A 20,015-nucleotide genomic window follows, 5' to 3' on the forward strand; every position below is an offset into this window, starting at 1 on the left:
GCTGGCCATGTGGAAGTGGCGGGATGGGAACCATGGCACGCTGCATCGGATACTCATGTTTTTATTCCCAATAGACACAAAAACGCGTGGATTCGCTTGATGGAATCCATGCGTTTTTCGACAGGCTGAAGCGGCAGACAAATGTCTGCCGCCTGAAAAGAGATATTTATAACGACACCGACGCTGCTTTTTTCCCCAGTGCACGGCATAACGCAAGGCCTTCGGCATCGGGTGTTTCGTTTATCATGAAACCTTCCGTCTCAACCAGCTTTGCACCGGATAATGCTGTGCGCTTCGTCCAATCTCTCATCCATTCACCATCTCCCCAGCCGTAGGAGCCGAACAGGGCGACATTCTTTCCAGAAAGACCGTTTTCCAGCTCATGAAAGAACGGTTCAAACTCCTCCTCTTCCAGAACTTCTGCTCCCATAGCAGGGCACCCCAAAATCAACGTATCATAGGACAATGCATCGGATACCGATATTTCTGAAACATTGAACACTATGGCTTCCGGATTTATCTCTTTCGCACCTTCCAGAACAGCCATTGCCATAGCCTCTGTATTTCCTGTACCACTCCAATAGATCACTGCTGTTTTGTGCATCTGTAAAACCTCCTTCATTTATTTTCAATAAGGGGCAAAGCCCTGGAATGCAACGATTCTGCGGTGGATTGTATCACCACAGAAAAATGAAGTGGAACTCTCCGCCTATGAGGCGGGGAACCTCTTCCTTTCGTTATAAAAAGTTTTTCGTTCTGAAAAACACAAGTTTGCTTCGCTCGTTATTTTGTGAAATCTGCTAAATTACCACTTCATCTTATGTTATTTCCTCAAAAATTTTTAACTCATTTCGCCCTAGTTTGCGATATTACGAAACTGCGCAGAAAACCTGTGCAAGTGTCTTTCCCTCAGCAAGCCGCTTCACAATCGCTCGTCTGCACATGTGATATCTGCGAAAAAGTGCCTTCGCCTTCTCCGGATTTTGATACACCTTCCATTCACCGGTAAGAAGACAGCCCTCGTCCTTATGATCGATAAATCCACGAATGTCATGGATTGGATAGCCTAAAAACACACCTATCTCATGAGGAAAGTTCTCCCTTTTCAATCTTTTTTTCAACTGTTCAAGCTGAATTTTCAAACTGCTGTTTTCAGGATATCCAAACGATTTTAAAAGCTTTTTCATCTCATTGTCCCTCAGGTGTGCGGAAAGAATTTTAGATTTGTATACCATGACAAGAGCTCTCTTCCCGCATTCGCATAATATTTCCAGATAGATATCCTTTCCATTAAGCTGACTGTTCAGCCGTTCTATCTCTCGGTGCAAATCCGGTATTTTTTCCTTATGGCACGATACGATATTTGCCGGCTTGATACCCGCTAGGGCAGGGCCGCAATGATAAGCGATTATATGTTCTATCATAAGTATTCGCCTCCTCCTAAGTTAGTATTAACTAACTTTTTGCTTAAAAAATAGATTCATATAGCTTTCCCAAAATATTCCGTTAATGCTTCATTTAAAGCACAAGCACTGGAAGAATGGCAGTGTTTGATGACAGCACCTGCTTTCTCCGCGCGCTGTGAAGCTACATTGACCATCTTGTGCGCAACGGTTTTGGTGAAAACAATCACCATGTCAGGATTACCGATTTGCTCCTTCAAATTTCCCGGACATTGGGTGAATATCTTGCATTTACACCCAAATCTTTTGCATATCTCTTTATAACGGCAGTGCATTCTGTCATGACCGCCCACAATGACAACGCTCATTCGCCGGCTCCCTTCTTATCCGTTTTTCTTTTGTTTTGGAAGCCTGCAGCGCATAAAACAGCGCTGCAACTTCCAGATGTAATTCCATATCACTTTTTGTCATGACATATTTCGGACATTCCGCAATCATTGCAACCGCATCCACAGGAGGTCTTTCCCTGTTTCTTCTTCCGAAGCATTGACACGATAATCAGTATGATAACTGCAAGAATCACGGCACCGATAATGATATTTGCAATATTTTGACTCACCCACGCAAGCATCGAAATCTCCTCCTTTTAATTGACTCTCACCGCCGCTCTCAGCGTGCTCGACTCCTTATACGGCCGGAACAGCATAAACAGCAGCAATCCTGTAAGCATAAAAGCAAAGATAGAACCAATGATGTTCCCGCTTCCAGTAAACAGCATGCCAAACTGGTATACAATCAAGGAAATCACATAGGCGAATACACACTGGTAACCAATTGCAAACCAAGTCCACTTTGCGCTGTTCATCTCACGCCTGATTGCGCCGATTGCCGCAAAGCAGGGAGCGCACAGCAGGTTAAAGATGAGGAAGGAGTAAGCCGCCAGCTGCGTCATGCCTTCAAAGTCAAGCACGCCGAACACACCGACAACCTCCTCTTTTGCCACCAGTCCCATGATGGTTGCTATGGTTGCTTTGATGTTTGCAAAGCCGAGCGGCGCAAAGATCCAGCTGATTCCGCCGCCGATAATGCCGAGAATACTGCTCTCCAATTCCATTTCAGCATCGAATCCGAAGGAGCCGTCAACAAATCCAAAACAGGAGCCCGCCCAGATTACGATGGAGGAGAGCAAAATGATGGTGCCGGCTTTGCGGATAAAGGAACTGCCTCGTTCCCACATACTGCGCATAATGTTGGAGAAAGTCGGCCAATGATATGCCGGAAGCTCCATCACAAACGGAGCAGGATCCCCCGCAAACATTCTGGTTTTCTTCAGCATGATACCGGATATCACAATGGCCGCCACTCCCACAAAATAAGCGCTGGGCGCGACCCACCACGCACCGCCGAACAAGGCGGAGGAAATCAGCGCAATGATCGGAAGCTTTGCTCCGCAGGGAATAAAGGTGGTTGTCATGATGGTCATCTTCCGATCGCGGTCATTCTCGATTGTTCGGGAAGCCATAACCCCTGGCACGCCGCATCCTGTGCCAATAAGCATCGGAATAAAGGATTTCCCGGAAAGACCGAATTTTCTGAAAATCCGGTCCATGACAAAGGCAATCCGAGCCATATAACCGCATGATTCCAAAAATGCAAGGAGGAGAAACAACACCAGCATCTGAGGAACAAATCCAAGAACCGCACCAACACCGCCGACTATACCGTCAAGAATCAACCCTTTCAGCCAATCCGCACAATTCACAGCGTCAAGCCCGTTCTCCACAAGCACCGGGATGCCCGGAACCCATATGCCGAACGCCGAGGTGTCCGGCGCATCTTCCATTGCGGCATCCACAAGCTCCGAGATATCAAATCCCGCTTCCGTAAGAGAATCACTGAAAGTTCCTACGGCTTCATCAAACGCACCGAAATCCCCATCCTCGATCGCTCCCAAAATGTCATCCGCACCTACAACACCTGCCGCCGATGCACTCTCTACAGTACTCTTCAATTCTACTGTCCAAATATTTTCCGCAGCGTATTCGGTCATCGCCTCTTCATATTGACTGCTCCCGATTCCAAACAGATGCCATCCATCCCCGAACAGTCCGTCATTGGTCCAGTCCGTAGCCCATGTACCCACAGTTGTAACAGATATGTAGTATACCAGGAACATGACTGCCGCAAAGATGGGCAGCGCAGCGAACCGGTTGGTAACCACTTTGTCGATCTTGTCTGAGGTGGATAGCTTTCCTGCACTCTTTTTCTTATAACAGCCTTTCATCAAGGAGGCAATATAAACATACCTTTCATTGGTAATAATGCTTTCCGCATCGTCATCCAATTCCGCTTCCGCCGCTTTGATATCCTCCTCTATATGGGACAGAGCATTTTTGGAAAGATTCAGCTGAGCCAGTGCCTTTTCATCCCGCTCAAATATCTTGATGGCATACCAGCGCTGCTGCTCTTCCGGCATGTCATGCAGAACGGCTTCCTCAATATGGGCGATAGCATGCTCCACTGCGCCGGAAAATGTATGCATCGGAACCGTTCTTCCAGATCGCGCCGCGTTAATAGCAGCTTCCGCAGCCTGCATAACTCCGTCTCCCTTAAGAGCAGATATTTCAACAATCTTGCATCCCAGCTCACGGGAGAGTTCTTCCACATTCACTTTGTCGCCGTTCTTTCTCACCACGTCTATCATATTGATTGCAATCACCACCGGGATACCCAGTTCCGTCAGCTGCGTAGTCAGATACAGGTTTCGTTCCAAATTTGTCCCGTCCACGATATTCAAAATCGCGTCCGGCCGCTCGCCGATCAGATAATTTCTTGCCACCACTTCCTCAAGAGTATACGGCGAGAGGGAATAGATGCCGGGAAGGTCTGTAATAATGACGCCTTCCCGTTTTTTCAGCTTCCCCTCTTTTTTCTCCACAGTGACGCCCGGCCAGTTTCCAACAAATTGGTTGGAACCGGTAAGCGCATTGAACAATGTTGTCTTCCCACTGTTTGGGTTACCCGCAAGGGCAATTCTTACGTTCATTGTTTCATTCCTCTCTTCCAAAGTTAGTATTCTCTAACTAAATGATAAAATTTTTTAGAAAAATGCGCTTTGCACGCTATTTCCCAGGTTAAGCATAGAGCACAGCATACGAACCCGTTTTTTTGAACGCTTTTCCGCCATGACGTCGTCAAAATGCCCGCGCATACGCCAGTATACCCTGTGCTTTTTCCTCGTCCTGACAAAAAATCGAATCAAAAAAATTGCAAACCGAAAGCAATCATAAAACGAGAAGTTTTCAAGGCGGAAGGGTGCAGGCATACCGGCGTATGACAAGCCCGACAACACAGAAAAATTCCGTTTTTGGTTGATTGCGGCGGGTTTGGATACTGTGTTCTATGCTTATTCATTCCACTTCGATCATTTCAGCGTCCGCTTTGCGCAGTGAAAGCTGGTATCCTCGCACAGTCACTTCCACCGGGTCCCCTAAAGGTGCAACCTTGCAGATATTTACATCAATCCCTTTCGTAATGCCCATATCCATCATCCTCCGTTTCACTGCCCCTTCCCCGTGAAGCTTAACAACTCTGACCGTATCGCCAATCTTGGCTTGTTTCAAAGTCTTCATTTTTCGTATCCTCCTCACAATATATTTTCAATAAATGAATTTACATTTTTCAATAAGGGCTTGCCCCGTCATTCAACGAGGACAAGGTCACTGCTATGCAGCGCCACAATCAGCGGGAGATTGTACTCCCGCTGATTGCGGATATGGCACCCGCCGCCTTAAGAGGCGGGGAACATCTTGCCCGCAGTTATAACAAGATTTCATGAAAAACTTTTGCGCAGCAAAAGTTACCTTAATGGTGTTTCAACCGAGCGAAGCGCAAGATGACGCTCGCCGCTTGCTCTTTCCATAAGCTTCCCGCCGCTTTAGAAATGGGGGACATACGGCGAGGTTATATGGTTACAGAAAAGCGGGCTCTTGTCAGTGCAAACTGCAGCAGTTCCCTATTCCCAATATTCCGCAGGAATAATAAACATTTTCTCTTCTTTAAGCATAGAATATGAAACTTGATATGCCCTGCCTTTTTGGATTGCCGACCTCTCAGGAGATTGCATTCTCACACAATTGTGTAAAATTGTGCGGTACTTTCGCACATAATTGAGAAAATTTCGATGATGCCAATCCGATTGCGTTGATTCTTACCTGCTACACCATAATTTTCTGCGCCATTTCCCTGCTGATTGCCACCCGCGATTCTTTTACATTCACAATCACATTTCCGCTCAGAGTACTAATCACGGTAACATTTCCGCCGGAAACGAAACCCAGGTTTTCAAGATGTTTTTTTACTTCCGGCTTACCGCCGATTTTTTTAATAATATTGTCCTCTCCGATATTTGCAAGCGTTAACGGCATCATTTTACCTCCTGCTCCATTCGTTCAAAATTTAAGTTAGCAATCACTAACTCCCATCGGTTAGTTTATCATAACTAACTTGTTTTGTCAATAATTTTTTCTATAAACAAGTAATTTGTCAAATTAACTATTTTGGTTTCCAAGTTTGTGCGATGACAAAATCATTGGTTTGACTTTCCTAACCAGATATAATATAATATAGTATAAATGTATCATATAAGTTTCAATTTGTAAGGGGCAATGATTATGAAAATAAAAGAATCGGCAGAAAATTATCTTGAAGCAATTCTAATGCTCAAAAACAAAAATGGATATGTGAGAAGTATTGATATTGCAAACCATCTTAGCTTTACAAAACCCAGCGTATCTGTCGCCATGAAATCTTTCCGCGAGGAGGGCTACATTACAGTGGACAGCGATGGAGGCATCTCTCTGACGAAAAAAGGACTGGCGGTTGCGGAACAAGTATACGAACGCCATCAGATTATTGCGAAAGCCTTGATTGCTCTCGGCGTTGACGAGCAAATTGCCTATGAGGACAGCTGTAAAATCGAGCATGATATCAGCAATGCCAGTTTTGAAAAAATCAAAGAGCATTTGAATTGTCACAATATTATTTAACACGGAATCCAGCAGCCGGACTGTATCACCCTAATGAAAACAATTCCATTTTACCGTTCATTTCATGAGAATAATATAAATGCCGCTTGCAAAAATGCAAGCGGCATTTATATTATCAGTTTTTGCAAAATTCTGCACAACATAACTAACAACTAGACAACAACTAACAACACATATAATTTAGCATAAAACGCTCATAATGTCAATATATAACTTGAAATAAACATCAATAAAAACAGCACTAACACTTCTCACAAAATACAAAATGTTCAATGCGATTATCACTTTCTCAGTCAATGGAACGTGTCCTCACCTCAATCATAGAGACTCAGCAGCTTCCCTCATACGCACCCGAGAAACGAAAATTCCCCTGCGTGCAGGGTCTAGAGTTTTCACAGAGCAAATTTTTTGTAGGACAAGGGAAAAGTGCAGATAATCTGGCGGCTTAACGAACATTTTGACGCAGGATTGCGGAAAATTTGCATATGTAACCAATATTGGTGGTCACTCTCTAATGCTTATACAGGATGATAATCATTTTGTGCAGGAAAGTTTGCGGTGCCGCCTATAGATTATCACAAAGAATACCGTTGCAAGCAGTGGAAATACGGCAGCACAAACCATTCCTATTTTCATTCCAAACTGTTCTGCCGACATGCTTAAATAATTTGCTGCGGAAACGATATGATTGTTTTTCATCGTAAAATCTGTGATAGAGCCAACAATTTGCGGTCCCACTGCACCGCCAAGATCCCCTCCTGCCGCCATAAGCGCAAATACTGCTACCCCCGAATATGAAAATTTATCCGACGCGACAATCAAGCTGCCGGGCCAGAGCATAGCTGTGCAAAATCCGGTAAACACACATGCGACCAATCCTATCAAAGCGATATTTGAAATTGCCGCAGTCATATAGCACACAGTCGCCCCAGCTGATCCAAGGATCAATACTCTGTAAATATCCTTTCCAAACTTTGCATATAGCGTTCTGCCAAGTCCAAGCATAACGGCAAACAGAGCGACCCCGAAAATATCGCCCCATATTTTCGGGATGTTCAGCGCTTGCTCAAGATAACTTGAACTCCATTGTGACATGGTACATTCACTTGCTCCACCAAAAAAAATACAAAGAAAGCAAAGGAAAAAGTTTTTATCCTTCATCAGCTGAAACACATTCGAAACCTTTTCAGGAGTCCGCAATACAGGAATTTCCGCTCTTCCAAAAAGAATACAGGAAATCAACGGAACAGTCATCCATAGCAAAGCAAGCAACTGCCAATTCTCTTTGCCGAAAACCTGCAGAAATATGGTACTGATAATAACAACAGCCACAACACCCCACGCATAAATAGAATGCAGCTTGCTCATCTCCCGTTCCGGATTTTCAGACGGAATCTCCGCAATAACCGGGCTTATCAAAACTTCCGCGAGCCCTCCGGATGCTGAGAATATAATCGTCCCTATCATAAGTCCCGCGCAAACCGCATTTGGAAATAAAATCGGAAATACGGCATAAATAAATAGTCCAACTGTGGTAAGAACAGGCATCCATTTCACGGATTTCGTCATATTAAATTTATGAGAATAAAATGAAAAAAGCAAATCCACCGAAAGCTGTGTGCAAAAATTTATCAAAACCAATGCGCCAAGCATTGCATACGATATTCCGTAAAGTGTTCGAAATGTTAAAAACAGAAGTGGTGACAGTGCCGCCACTACAGACATGGATACATTAGCCGTATAGCATGCATATTTTGTAAGCTTATATTTTTTCATTTTTTGTAAATCTCCCTAATAATTAAATCAAGCAATCTATTTTTTGTCGAATGAAAAAGCAACACAACATGCTGACTCAAAATCATTATACAACAGCGGAGACATCAAAATGCCGCCGCAGTATTGTAATTCAAACTCTTTGGCATTTTCAATGCCTTAGAGCTTCATGTGGTTATTATACCATAAGTAAAAATGCTTGCAAAGGCATTTTTCGCAGCTGCTAATATCACAGTTCGTGCAAAGCACGAATGGACAACGCCAAAAGGCTTGCTGTGCAAGACTTTTTGTGATTATTATAACACAAATTTATAACTTTTTCTATCGCTAACATATGTGAAAATGGCATTCAATTCACTGGCAATGAACGCGTTTTCTCATATATCAAGTCATAAAAAATACCGATGAATAAAAAGTTTTTTTAAAGGGTTAATAATTTCTGTAACATCTCAAGTTCTCTTTCCAGTTCATTAAGCCTTTCTTTCTGCTCCACTGTCTTTATAGCGGATAGTGTAATATTGCAAACATATAAAATTGTATTTGCTTCTTTGGAGCCCCCTTGCCTTCGGGCTAATGCATCCTGCTGCTAAGCGCATAGTGGAAGTATCGCCCATGTTGATCGCACCAAATAATAATCCCCCAGTGAAACAGAGTGTATATTTGAATTATACCGCGCTTTTTCCGAATTGTCAGCCCCTTTTGATTGTATTTTTTCGGAAAGTATTAAACGAATGATTTTATTGTTTAATGTTTCCGTACCTGAAAATGATATTTCAACCTCGTACGCAAGCAATAAGACAATATCATAAAAAACGCACTTGACCACACAGCAGATGACGGATGAATCAGCATTGAATGGAGGCATTTTGCATCTGTTGTTCAGATTATAATAAAAGATAATGGAAGCGGTATTCACCCCGAAGATTTGCACCATATTTTCAAAAGGTTTTACCGCAGCCGGTTTTCAAAGGATATTCAGGGCATCGGTCTTGGTTTACCGCTTGCAAAAGCAATTATAGAAGCCCATGACGGCACAACTGCGGTTGACAGTGAATTGGGCACGGATTCAACATTTTTATTATAAATTTCTTAATTTCTACAAAATTATAGGCTTAAATTCATATTACAGTAGGATTTGTATGTTATTCTTTCAGTATAGAAAGAGGTGTTTATACTATGAATTTATTAGAAGTCAAACAATTAAGTAAAACTTACGGTAGTGAAGAAACAGCCGTCCAGGCATTAAAAGATGTCAGCTTTGCCGTTCCGCAAGGTGAGTTTGTTGCGATAGTCGGAGAGTCCGGAGGCGAGAAATCAACCCTGCTCAATATGGTAGGCGCGCTTGATACTCCTACCTCCGGCTATTTATTGACGGCAAGGACACGTTTTCAAACCTTTCATAACAAATTAATGAATGCCGGTATGCGACAGAGTATGACCCGGGTTGGAAGATGTATTGATAGCGGATCTATGGAGGGATATTGGAATATCTTAAAGTCCGAAATGTATTATCTCAAAAAATTCACTTCACAAGAGGAACTGACAAAGGCTATTGAAAGTTATATTCATTTTTACAACACAAAACGTTACCAATTAAAACTAAAATGTATGACTCCGTTGCGGCGATGTAAAAAATTCCACTCTGCCGCGCAGCAGAGTGGAATTCTCTCAAATAAATTTTCTTTTGTTATTTTGTCTGTCTACTTGACTGGGGGCGGGTCACCCCTGCAGGCTTTTCCCTTTTACGGAATTACTGCAATGTTATTGTGGCTGTTTTTGTCTCTTCACTCCAGTCAACGGTAGCGCCAAGGCTTTCAGATACAAATCGAATCGGCACTAAAGTTCTGTCGTTTACAATCATTGGGGCGACGTCGACAGAGGCATAATTACCATTGATGCTGGCGTTTTCACTGCCAACCTGCATTATAATGGTTGTATCTCCCCGTCTGGCGGTGATTGTTTGTGTCTCTTCTTCCCATTCAACCGTTGCATTCAGTGTTTCAAAGATGATTCTCAAAGGCACAAACAGCCGATCTCCCGTTAGCATGGGAGGAACGTCCATTTCTAAGCTCTTTCCGTTGACAATCACTTTATATTCCCCATCTGGTTCAGCCGGTTTATTACCGTCTTGCTTATTTCCATAGACCGTCTGATAGAGTGTATTTTCATTTATCTCTTTTTGATATACTTTGTCCAGCACTTTGACTGCATACCGGATTCCCAACAACCGCTGTGACTGTGCGTCAAAATGTAATTTGTCAATGGTATCCGTTCCCTCGCTGCTGATCCAGTCTGAGTTGGAGACTACCGTTGCAATTTTTTTGATTGTTTCATTTTGTGTCGGTCTAGTCAAAGGAACCTGGCTTGCAATAAACGGAACCTGTTCGGCGGTAACGCCCAATTCACTGCGTATCCCTTCCGCTACTTTATTCAAGTTCTGAAGATAATCTGGTTTGCTTGCACAGGATTCTCCCTGCAGCCAACAGATGGCTTTCAGGTTTCCGCCCAGAGCCAATGCTTTTTTTGTTCTTTCCACAGCCTGTTCATACAAATTTTCGCCAGAGCCTTTCTGCCACTGCTCAATGCTGGTTCCGCCTCTTGCGTTGGAAATAATTCCGATTCCCGTGTCATTCGGTATCGTTGCGCAGAGTGCTCTGGCAAAGGACAGAGCTGAATTCATACCGTTCATGCTGTCATTATCCACGGATGAATAGCGGTTAAAGCCCTGTACCGCGGAATATTTTGAACCGGCTTTGGAATATGGCTGCGCATATTCCCACTTTCCGTCAGCATTAAATAAAAATGCTTTGTCCAGCACCACCATATCCTCAGCGGGTATAGAATCTCTTCCGTTCATATTAGACTGACCGATAAACAGGTAAATATCAAATTTATCATTGGCATAAGGCACCGGATTGGCTACTTTCGGCGCCGACAGCTCTGGAGTAACTGTTGGTTTTACCACGGTGCTGTTCGGAAAAGCCGTTGGATCGGAAGCGTTATAAACTTCGATCTCCTCAATATAGCTCACCTTACCATCGGTCGTTTCCTTTATCGTCAGCTTAATATAGCGTGTATTTACTTTGTCAAAGGAAAGAAGTCCTGCATAATGAGGTGTATTGGTCACTACACCTGTATCAACGGAAGACAACACATCGTTTGTTTCACTGACTTTTTTCCACGTTTTGTTATCTTCTGAAACTTCAAGAATGGCTCCTTTAGCTCTTTGAAAAGAGTACTCATAGACAACGACCTGGTTAAATTCCTGATTTTTTCCTAAATCAAGTATGATATTACCGCCCGACTGAGCGTTCCAAGCGCTGGCGGTCGTAGAGATTGCCTTTTTCCCATCCGTCACCAGTTCGTGTTTTTTACCGGAAACGGCTTTGCTTACCGTAACAGACGCTCCTAGGGCGAAATTGGATTGATCCCCCTGGGGTTTTGCGGTAACAGTTGGAGCTGTTGTTTGTGTGGGAACTTCGGTCTTGCTGCCTTCCAGTATAGTTTGCCCTTCCGCAGCATTGTAAACTTCAATTTCTTCTATATAAGCTACCTTGTTCTCCGTCAGTTCTTTGATGGTCAGTTTGACATAACGCGCGTTGGTTTTATTAAATTTGATGACGCCCGCATAGTGCGGCGTATTGGTTACCACGCCTGTATTGATATCGGAGAGAACCTTATCGCTTTCACTTACGGTCATCCAGATTTGATTATCCTTCGATACCTCCAGTTTATATCCTTTGGCTCTCTGGAAAGAATATTCATATACGATAACCTGGTTTAAATCTGTATTTTCCAGCAAATCAATAATAATATATTCGCCCGGATGCACATTCCATGCACTTGCAGAACCGGATATATCCTTTTTCCCATCCGTTACTCTATCATGAATTTTTTTTGAAGTTTCCTTACTTACTGTAACAGGTTTTCCTGCTGCAAAATTAACCGGCTCCGCCGCGGACGTGTTATAAAACGCTGCCGTAAAAAACAGATTAAACAACATTGCAAACGTCAGCAATTTACTGGTAAATGAAATCGTTCTTTTCACGTTTCCAAACTCCCTTCCTTATTTGTTTTATACAGCATGCACATTATCTTTGCAGCCTGTTCTCGTGTCGCAAACCCTTCCGGCTGAAAGCTTCCGTCCTCCATGCCGTTAATAATGCCAGCTTTGAATAAAGCTGCAATACTGTCTGCTGCATAAGATGCAATTTCCTTGCTGTCGGTAAAGATAAGATTGCTGCCCCCCGCGAGGGAAACGCCAGCGGCTTCCGCCACCCGGCAAGCCATGACAGCCATATCCTGTCGGCTGATATTTTCTCCGATTCCGAAGAAACCGTTCTCATCACCTTTTACAATCCCCATTTTCTGTGCCGCGGCAACATAGGGAGAAAACCATGCGTCTTCTGGAACATCTTTGAAATCAGCCTTTGCGGAAGCATCCTTTAAACGGAAAGCTTCCATCAGCATTTTCAGAAATTCCTCCCTGGTTATATTGCGTTGCGGTTCAAAATATCCATCGGGTGTCCCGGATACGATACCGTCCTGCAGCAGGGTTTCAATATAAGGCTTTGCCCAGGAACCCGCGATATCTTTCAGCTTTGGTTCCGTCACAGCAGGAGTCTGCGTCTGCGTTGGAACCGTGAAAGAAGGCGCCGTGCTGGAAGAGATTCCTCCTCCGTTTCCTGCTCCGCCGCCATTGGCGTTGCCTCCGCCCGTTCCGTTGACTGAAGGAACCTGATAGGTATAGCGGACTTTCTGTGAGCTGTTTCCGCACATGATTGTTGCGGTTAAAGTAACCTTCTTATTCGCACCGCTTTGAGGCCGTAAAACTTTTCCGACACCATTTTCCACTTTAATGACAGAGGGAGTGTTCGATTCCCAGGAAATAGATGTTTTTATTCCCACAGCCGGCAGAAGAATGTCACTGGTCAGCTGGTTTTCGCTATTGTCTGTACCCATTGCTTTGTTAAGGTAGGCGATGGTTTCCGCTATGGCAACTTCCCTTTCAGCAGCTGTGAAATTGCTGTTCCGGACAGAAAATTCATAAATTCCGGCCGACTTTCCTTTCGCCGCTATGGAAACCCGAATATAGCGCGCGGAAATTTCTTTGAACACAATATCCTTTTCCGTATCCTTCAAAGTCTCTGCAACAATTTCCGTCCAGGATTCCCCGTTCTTCGAATAGCTCAGAGTGTAATTCTGGATTTCGGACGAGCGATAGAATTTGATTTGGGCATGGTTGAAGGTGTACTCTTGACCCAAATCAACCGTCAGCCATTCCGGCTGTTCCGTCTCTGACCGGGCAGCCGCCCAATAAGTAGAATGATCTCCGTCAATTGCTTTGATTCCCTCACAGTCTGTCGTCTCAGAACTCGCAGTAACCTGTTTGCCAAAGCTGAGTTCTCCCACAGGAATCGGAGTGATGCTCATAACTGATTTTCCGTAGATGGATTCGGTTGTGCTCACGGGAATCGCGTCGGCCTTTAGATATTTTCCGGCATCCTGTTCCGTGATCGTATACTGGCTGCTCTGGGCGTCTTCGATCCTTTGATAGGTGCCGTTTGCCGCATCGCTTCTCCACCATCTGTACAAGATATCCGCTGTTTCGTCATTGCAGACGGCAATCGCTTTCAGGGTTTCTCCAATCAAGTTTTCTCCCTGAATCTCAACGGATTCTATTACAGGGCTTTGCTGCTGCAATTGAATCTGATAAACCTTATTTTCTTTCTCATTGCTTATCTTTACTGTATACCTTTCCGCCAAATCGCCGGTTGCTACCGAATTTCCTTCGCTGTCACAAACTTGAAGTTCAGCGGTTTCAAACGACAGCGACAAATTCTGCCTGAATACCTCCACAGACCTGTCAGACTGCGGAATATCCATGATTTTCATCTCGTCGTCATCGACAATATATTTCTCTGATATCAGATAAGGCAGACCTTCTATTCCATAAACACCAAGATCCGCAATATAGATCGAACTGTTGCGCTCGAGAACATAGAACCGAATATAGCGCGCTTTTAACGGCGTATCCAAAACAAAATCTTTTTTCTCGCTTGCGCCGCCGAGACCCGTTCCGTCATCCACACCGCAAATTCTCTGCCAGGATTGCGGGTCATCCGGTGTATTACTGTACTGAAATTCAAACCGTTTCACTCTGTCATAATTTGTCGGATTATTAACTGTCCTGAGTTTGCTGATGAGCTGTTCACTGCCCAAGTCAATGCACAGCCATGGATTCGAATCATCAGAGCTTCCCTTTGGCGCCCATTTTGTGTTTATATCGTCATCCAGAGCATTTTCCGCCGCGAAGGAGGTATCGTTGGATTGCGAGGAAACACTATGCAGCTTTCCAAGCGCCAAATTCGTCTTCCCTTCGTTTGTCTCCACGCCTGTAATGGTATAAGTCCTATTGGCAGCTCCATCCTCCGCTGTCACAATCAATTGGCAGCCGACGGAAATATTGCCCTGGAGGATGTCCCGTCCATTGCTCTGCAGCAACAGCATCGATGCGCCGTCTGGCAGGCATTCCTGCAGCTTCCGCGTTATCGTTTTAATGGAAATATCCGTCAAAGGAATGTCGGAAATGGTATTCTTTTCGTTATCGATCTGATAGTACAAAGCGTTCAGCGCGGTTTCGCTGCTGAGACCGTTAACGATAACGAGATACTGCTGTTTGGATCCTGTAGTGGAAGAGGATACCCATACGATATCTCCAGTTTCAATCTTACCGGCAGTCACACGCTGTCCGTTCCGGTATATCTCATAGGACATATTTTCTCCGGCAGTCAGGTTGGATTGGAAAATCTCCAGCTTCCGGTGGGAAAAGGGAATGTTGGTAATGGTCGCTTCCTCGTCACTGATCGTATATCTCTCCGATGTCAGAAAGGCCTCCAGCGCGATGGTATAACGCACGGTTGTCTCCCCGTCCTCCGCGGTGACCAGCAGAACATCGCCGTTCGCCAAACTGTCGCTGTCTTTCAGCGGCTTGTCATCCCTCAGCAAAGTGAAGGTGGCTCCCTCCGGCAATGTAAGATATTGTGTGAATTTTGATATCAGCTTATCGGAGTGCGGAATTTCGGAAATCGTTCCCTTCTGATCGTCAACGTTATATTTACCGCTGTCGATTCTGGTTTCTGTTCTCCCCATTTTTATGGAATACTCGTTCGCTATTTTCGAGTTGCTGTCCATCAACACTAGATTAAAGCCGGTTTCCACAGTGCCGTCATTCACTGCGTTTCCGCCTTTATCGCGGATTTCCGCCGTATACCCCTCCGGAATCACTAAATTGCCGAGGATTGCCGTGCTATTGTCTGCAAGCGGAATGTTGGAAATCACTTTCTTTTGTCCGTCCACCAGATAATCAGAGTTTTCTGCCGGCTTCACTGACACGCTGTCATCAAAATATAGTTCCACCTCCGAAATATAGGAGGTGGCTGCCTTATTCGCTTCTGCATCATAGGCTTTTTTAACAGTTAGCCTAAAATACCTTGCGGTTACGGCAGAAAATTTTATTTCTCCATAGTAATTATTGATCGTTTTATTTGAACCTGACATTTCACCTCGCTGGGTACAAACTATTTCATTGTCCCCGCTCTCTTTGATCAGACTCCATGTACTGTCATCATTAGAATATTCCAGCTTATATCCATAAGCTTTTTGAGAGCCATGTTCAAAAATCATGACTTTATTAAAAGCAGTCTCCGCGCCCAAATCAATTTTTGCCCATTCATCCGATTTTGCGTTCCAGGTGCTTCCTGTAGCATTGGCATACGGCACGCCGTCTGTGATTTTGGTATGATCCTTTTTGGATGTCACCCTTTTTACCGTTACCGTTTTTTTCAACGCCAGATTAACCGGCTCCTCAGCAAACACAATTGGCAATACAATCACCATATTCGCAAGCAAAGAAAGCACAATCACGGAACATAAACTCTTTTTCAACCATTTCATATGCTCACCTCCACAACTCAGTTTTCATAAATAACGATTTCTCTGGGCCGCCTGTTATAGAACCGGAGCAAAACCCAGCTGTTCTGTGCGCCTGGCACAAGGGAATCCAAAGAAACAATTTCCGCTTTCTTGTTTGCGGTTTTATAGCGGTAAACTTTTGAACCGCCGACATAAAAAGTCCGTACCTCCACAAGCGGGTTTCCGTCCGCGTCTTTTCGGTAAGGATTGGTAAAACGCAGCTTAATATAATCTCCGTCCTTGTCTACCAGTTCACCGTAAGTAAGCTGAACATATTCGCTGCTCTTATCCGGATTAGAAATCTGTGATTTCGTCTTATCTGTTTCCAGCGTATGGTCAAACCGTTTCTTCAGAATGCATATTTCCGACTTTCGGTTTAGATCCACTTCAAGCAAATCTCCCGCTTTGACGCATTTTGGATTGGATTCTTCAAATTCCGCAAGAATTTTGGGATCCGAATTAGTTAGATAGGAAACTTCTTTCCCGTTATAAATCCCTTCGATCTTTTTAACCAGATCTCCTTCCTCATTGACAGTCGTAATAATACGGCTTACCAGAATCAGATAATCCTTTCCGTCGACTGTCTCCGCGTTTCTATAGCATAGAATAATCGGAACGGTCCCGATTTCTGACATGTTGTATCCTTCCACCGCATATTTTGTCCCGTTTACAAAATAGGACATCGACTTGATTTCATAATTCATAGGATCGTCCGCATCTGAATTTTTGCCGGGTACCACTATAACCTTCGCTTTAGTATCTGTGGAAAATTCTTCACAATATACGTCCGTGGTTACCGCCATAAATTTCTTTAAATAACTGCGATAATAGCGGGTAGATGAAGCCAGCGGCACGGATTTCTCCAAAACCGCTTTGCGATCCGGATTCTCCTCCGGCGAAACCGGCGGATAAAGAGCGGATATTTTTCCATCCGCGTTACATTTAAAGGCAATCAGTTCCTTGTTTAATGTCCATCCGCTGTTTGAGTCCATACTGACGATTCCGCAGGACTGAAGCAATTCCATAGAGACAGGCTTGCTTGCCCCGTCATTGATTCGGATTTTATCCGTCAGGGAATAAATCTCATGCTTGTCATCCATTGTATATACTTTAAACTGGATATCCGTCTCAAGACTGCTGGAGTCGTTGTTGATTCCATAGAGATATCCCATGGAAACTTCTTCGCTCGCGCGTTCGCCGGACGCCGCGATCCTTCCGTAGACATCCAGATAGAAAGTGCCGCTGTCCCCCAGCCTTGGAAGCTTTGTACTGTCATACTGAATATTTTTTGCATACTGGTATACCTTACCGTTAATGACCGCTTTCTGCTCCCCTGCGATTTCCTGTTCGATTGTCCCCGATACCGATTGATCGGAAACATCCAGATAGTATAAAGTCGCATTCTCTGTATCGCAGATTTTTCCTTTTCCGCTGTCAAGCATTTTATCCGCTGTGACGGAAATGACATTCCATTCTTTCAGCTCGGATAATGCAATGGTCTTGCCATCCTTCCGCAAATAAAAAGTATAGTCGCTGTCAAGCGGATCCAGAACCAAATTGAGACCGCTGCTGTATTTGCTTACAATCCTGTTTTCTTCTGGAATGACACGATCCACAACAATGTTCATATATTCCTTTACGAAAACAGCTTCATAGCTTCCGTCCGCATTATTGTCTATCAAAAACAAGCTGCCGCTGTCCGGTTTTAAGATATCCGCGCCATAGCTGGACAAAGCCTTGCCGTTATAATAAACCGTCGCGCTCGAAGAAATTTTCGCATACTGCGTATTGCTGTATTCATCTTTCTGGTATGCAACCGAATCAACAGATACCTGTTCAATGTCATCGGAATCAATCCGGAGCGTCCGGTTTCTCTGCGGCGCTTCGCTGATACTGATTAAGATATATTCGCCCATTACAGCGTCTTCCCGGTATACAAAAGAAACACAATAGCCCAGATAATCTTTGGCATTTGTACCACCGATTTTATAGGTGACATCGTCTATCTTGACCTCGTCCTCCAAAAGCATGGAAGAGTTATGGCTGATGGAATCACAGGTAGACAGCAGGATTCCTCTTTTTTTAGCCGCTTTGAAATAATAAGTTAAGATTGTCTTTCCTTTTTGTATTTCGTAAGAAGGCGTATCTCCGGCGGAAGTGGCAACCATCATATCGATTTCCAGTGCATTGTAAAGTATCTGTGTAATTGTGATTCTCTTTGCATTTTCTCCTACATTCCGCTCTTTTAAGCTGTTCGTAATTCCCAGCTCTTCCGCCGTCAAAATGTAACCGTAAGGATAGCCGCCCTTTCCTTCCGCCAGCGGCGTATAGCCAACCAGGTTAACAATGATTTTGACAGCTTGTTCATACAGAATCGGATCGTCCGGTTTATATTCCGTCGGCGATGTTCCGCTGATCAATCCCATGTCATATAAGGTATTGATATATCCTGCAAATTGATTTGCAGCCGGAACATCAGAAAAAATATTTTTGTTTGAATTAGCGGAAAACACCTCTTCCATATTCATGGTTCGTGCGATGACAGCAGCAAATTCTCCCCTGGTCATCAGATTTTCCGGCTGAAAGGTTCCGTCGCCGTATCCCCGCATAATTCCAAGACCGGTCAGAGTATTGACCGCGTCGATACTTTCTTTGATATCTGAATAACCGGTACCTGAAGGCTTATCGCCGTCGCTGCCGCCCGGATTGATTTGTTCCCCCGGTTCCGGTGCTTTGGCATTCGGATCGTTATAAACCTCTATCTCTTCTATGTATGCTGTATTTTTTTCCGCCAATTCTTTGATCGTCAATTTGACATAACGGGCATTGATCATATTAAAATTGATGACGCCCTTATAATGAGGTGTGTTTGTCACCACACCTGTATCGGTGTTTGTAACGAGGTCGTCGCTTTCACTGACCGTTGTCCAGCTCTGATTGTCCTTTGATACCTCCAGTTTATAGCCTTTTGATCTCATAGCGGAATATTCATAGACTACAACCTGGTTAAAATCCACACTTTCCTGCAAGTCTATGACGATATACTCACCCGGATGTACATTCCATGCACTGGCTGTAGTGGATATATCCTTTTTTCCGTCCGTTACCCTTCCATGATTTTTTCCTGAAGTTTCTTTACTTACCGTTACCGATTTTTCTGCTGCCAGATTAACCAGTTCCGCCGCAGATACATTCCAAAACATTGCTGCACTGAACAGATTGACCAGCATTGCAAACGTCAGCAACCTGCTGGTAAACAAAACGTTTCTTTTCACAATCACAAACTCCCTTCATTCTTGGTATATAGTCACTAGATAAAAAATATATATTTATCAAAATTATATCATTGTATTTGTATATTTTCAATAAATAAAATTTTCTATTCTAAAATAATCCATTAAAAAAATGGAATCGTACAAGTTTCTGCTTCTCATACCCCAAAAGACGGTTCAGCAAAGGGATTTTGATATTGTATTATTATAATTATATTTGAACTATTTTATTTTTTATGGTATAAAAAGCTACTATAGTCATAACCACCGGCAAAGCCGGTGGCTTGCTCAGCCCTATAAGGGCATGTTACTGGCTGGGCTGAAAGCCCTCTGAATCGTCTGCCAGCCGCAAACTTTTTCAAGCCGCCGCTAAGGCGGCTTTATCTTTTGCTCTTTTTTACTGGCTCACCCATAAACAGGTCTACCTGGTGTTATATTAAAAAAGTAGACAGAAAATATAAAATATGATATCATTTTTTACACCCCCTACAAGGAGGTATTTGTATGTCAACTTCACCAAAAAATATGATGAAAATTTCAAGAAG

Annotated in this window: 13 protein-coding genes and 2 pseudogenes; 4 read left to right on the top strand and 11 right to left on the bottom strand. The window is 43.8% G+C overall.

Features of this window, described 5'->3' with window-relative positions:
• Positions 1-166: 166 nt before the first annotated feature.
• From KQI32_RS11755 to KQI32_RS11785, 7 genes are all read right to left on the bottom strand, one after another.
• Positions 167-604 carry a flavodoxin gene (locus KQI32_RS11755; protein WP_177689985.1) on the bottom strand — a complete coding sequence of 146 codons (438 nt, stop codon included), beginning with the start codon at positions 602-604 and terminating at the stop codon, positions 167-169.
• Between the two features lie 265 nt (positions 605-869).
• On the bottom strand, positions 870-1,424 hold the full coding sequence (locus KQI32_RS11760) for a DUF3793 family protein (RefSeq protein WP_177689982.1): 555 nt from the start codon (positions 1,422-1,424) through the stop codon (positions 870-872).
• A gap of 56 nt (positions 1,425-1,480) precedes the next feature.
• Complete coding sequence (locus KQI32_RS11765) at positions 1,481-1,771, bottom strand: DUF2325 domain-containing protein (protein ID WP_177689980.1); 291 nt, start codon at positions 1,769-1,771, stop codon at positions 1,481-1,483.
• 89 nt (positions 1,772-1,860) lie between these two features.
• Positions 1,861-2,034, bottom strand: a complete 174-nt coding sequence (locus tag KQI32_RS11770; RefSeq protein ID WP_177689978.1) for a FeoB-associated Cys-rich membrane protein — start codon at positions 2,032-2,034, stop codon at positions 1,861-1,863.
• Positions 2,035-2,049: 15 nt separating this feature from the next.
• The gene (locus KQI32_RS11775; protein ID WP_177689976.1) at positions 2,050-4,449 is read right to left on the bottom strand and encodes a ferrous iron transporter B; all 2,400 of its coding nucleotides are present in this window, start codon (positions 4,447-4,449) and stop codon (positions 2,050-2,052) included.
• A gap of 364 nt (positions 4,450-4,813) precedes the next feature.
• On the bottom strand, positions 4,814-5,035 hold the full coding sequence (locus KQI32_RS11780; protein WP_216425512.1) for a ferrous iron transport protein A: 222 nt from the start codon (positions 5,033-5,035) through the stop codon (positions 4,814-4,816).
• Between the two features lie 585 nt (positions 5,036-5,620).
• Entirely contained in the window at positions 5,621-5,833 is a 213-nt protein-coding gene (locus KQI32_RS11785; protein ID WP_216425514.1) for a FeoA family protein, read from the bottom strand.
• A 243-nt stretch (positions 5,834-6,076) separates the two neighbouring features.
• On the opposite strand from KQI32_RS11785, the gene KQI32_RS11790 reads away from it, so the two are divergent.
• A complete protein-coding gene (locus KQI32_RS11790; protein WP_216425516.1) occupies positions 6,077-6,451 on the top strand; it encodes a metal-dependent transcriptional regulator in 375 nt (124 codons plus the stop codon).
• Between the two features lie 534 nt (positions 6,452-6,985).
• Here the strand turns inward: KQI32_RS11790 and KQI32_RS11795 are convergent.
• Entirely contained in the window at positions 6,986-8,227 is a 1,242-nt protein-coding gene (locus tag KQI32_RS11795) for a sugar MFS transporter (protein ID WP_216425518.1), read from the bottom strand.
• Between the two features lie 796 nt (positions 8,228-9,023).
• On the opposite strand from KQI32_RS11795, the pseudogene KQI32_RS11800 reads away from it, so the two are divergent.
• From KQI32_RS11800 to KQI32_RS11805, 3 genes and pseudogenes are all read left to right on the top strand, one after another.
• Positions 9,024-9,334: pseudogene (locus tag KQI32_RS11800) on the top strand (sensor histidine kinase); the annotation flags it as partial.
• A 66-nt stretch (positions 9,335-9,400) separates the two neighbouring features.
• Positions 9,401-9,612 (top strand): annotated as a pseudogene (locus tag KQI32_RS13685) (ATP-binding cassette domain-containing protein); the annotation flags it as partial.
• Positions 9,593-10,027 carry an IS3 family transposase gene (locus KQI32_RS11805; protein WP_374197084.1) on the top strand — a complete coding sequence of 145 codons (435 nt, stop codon included), beginning with the start codon at positions 9,593-9,595 and terminating at the stop codon, positions 10,025-10,027. The pseudogene KQI32_RS13685 and the gene KQI32_RS11805, both read left to right, overlap by 20 nt.
• On the opposite strand, the gene KQI32_RS11810 is transcribed toward KQI32_RS11805, so the two are convergent.
• The 3 genes from KQI32_RS11810 to KQI32_RS11820 are packed head-to-tail and all read right to left on the bottom strand — an operon-like array spanning position 9,975 to position 19,473.
• Positions 9,975-12,272 (bottom strand): sialate O-acetylesterase, encoded by a 2,298-nt coding sequence (locus KQI32_RS11810; RefSeq protein ID WP_216425521.1) that lies wholly within the window; start codon positions 12,270-12,272, stop codon positions 9,975-9,977. The genes KQI32_RS11805 and KQI32_RS11810 overlap by 53 nt on opposite strands.
• A complete protein-coding gene (locus tag KQI32_RS11815) occupies positions 12,269-16,180 on the bottom strand; it encodes a discoidin domain-containing protein (RefSeq protein ID WP_216425530.1) in 3,912 nt (1,303 codons plus the stop codon). The genes KQI32_RS11810 and KQI32_RS11815 overlap by 4 nt, the downstream gene beginning before the upstream one ends.
• A gap of 17 nt (positions 16,181-16,197) precedes the next feature.
• Positions 16,198-19,473 carry an S-layer homology domain-containing protein gene (locus KQI32_RS11820; protein WP_216425538.1) on the bottom strand — a complete coding sequence of 1,092 codons (3,276 nt, stop codon included), beginning with the start codon at positions 19,471-19,473 and terminating at the stop codon, positions 16,198-16,200.
• Positions 19,474-20,015: the final 542 nt, after the last annotated feature.

The organism is Acetivibrio sp. MSJd-27 (assembly GCF_018918095.1).
Classification (GTDB): Bacteria; Bacillota; Clostridia; order UMGS1840; family HGM11507; genus HGM11507.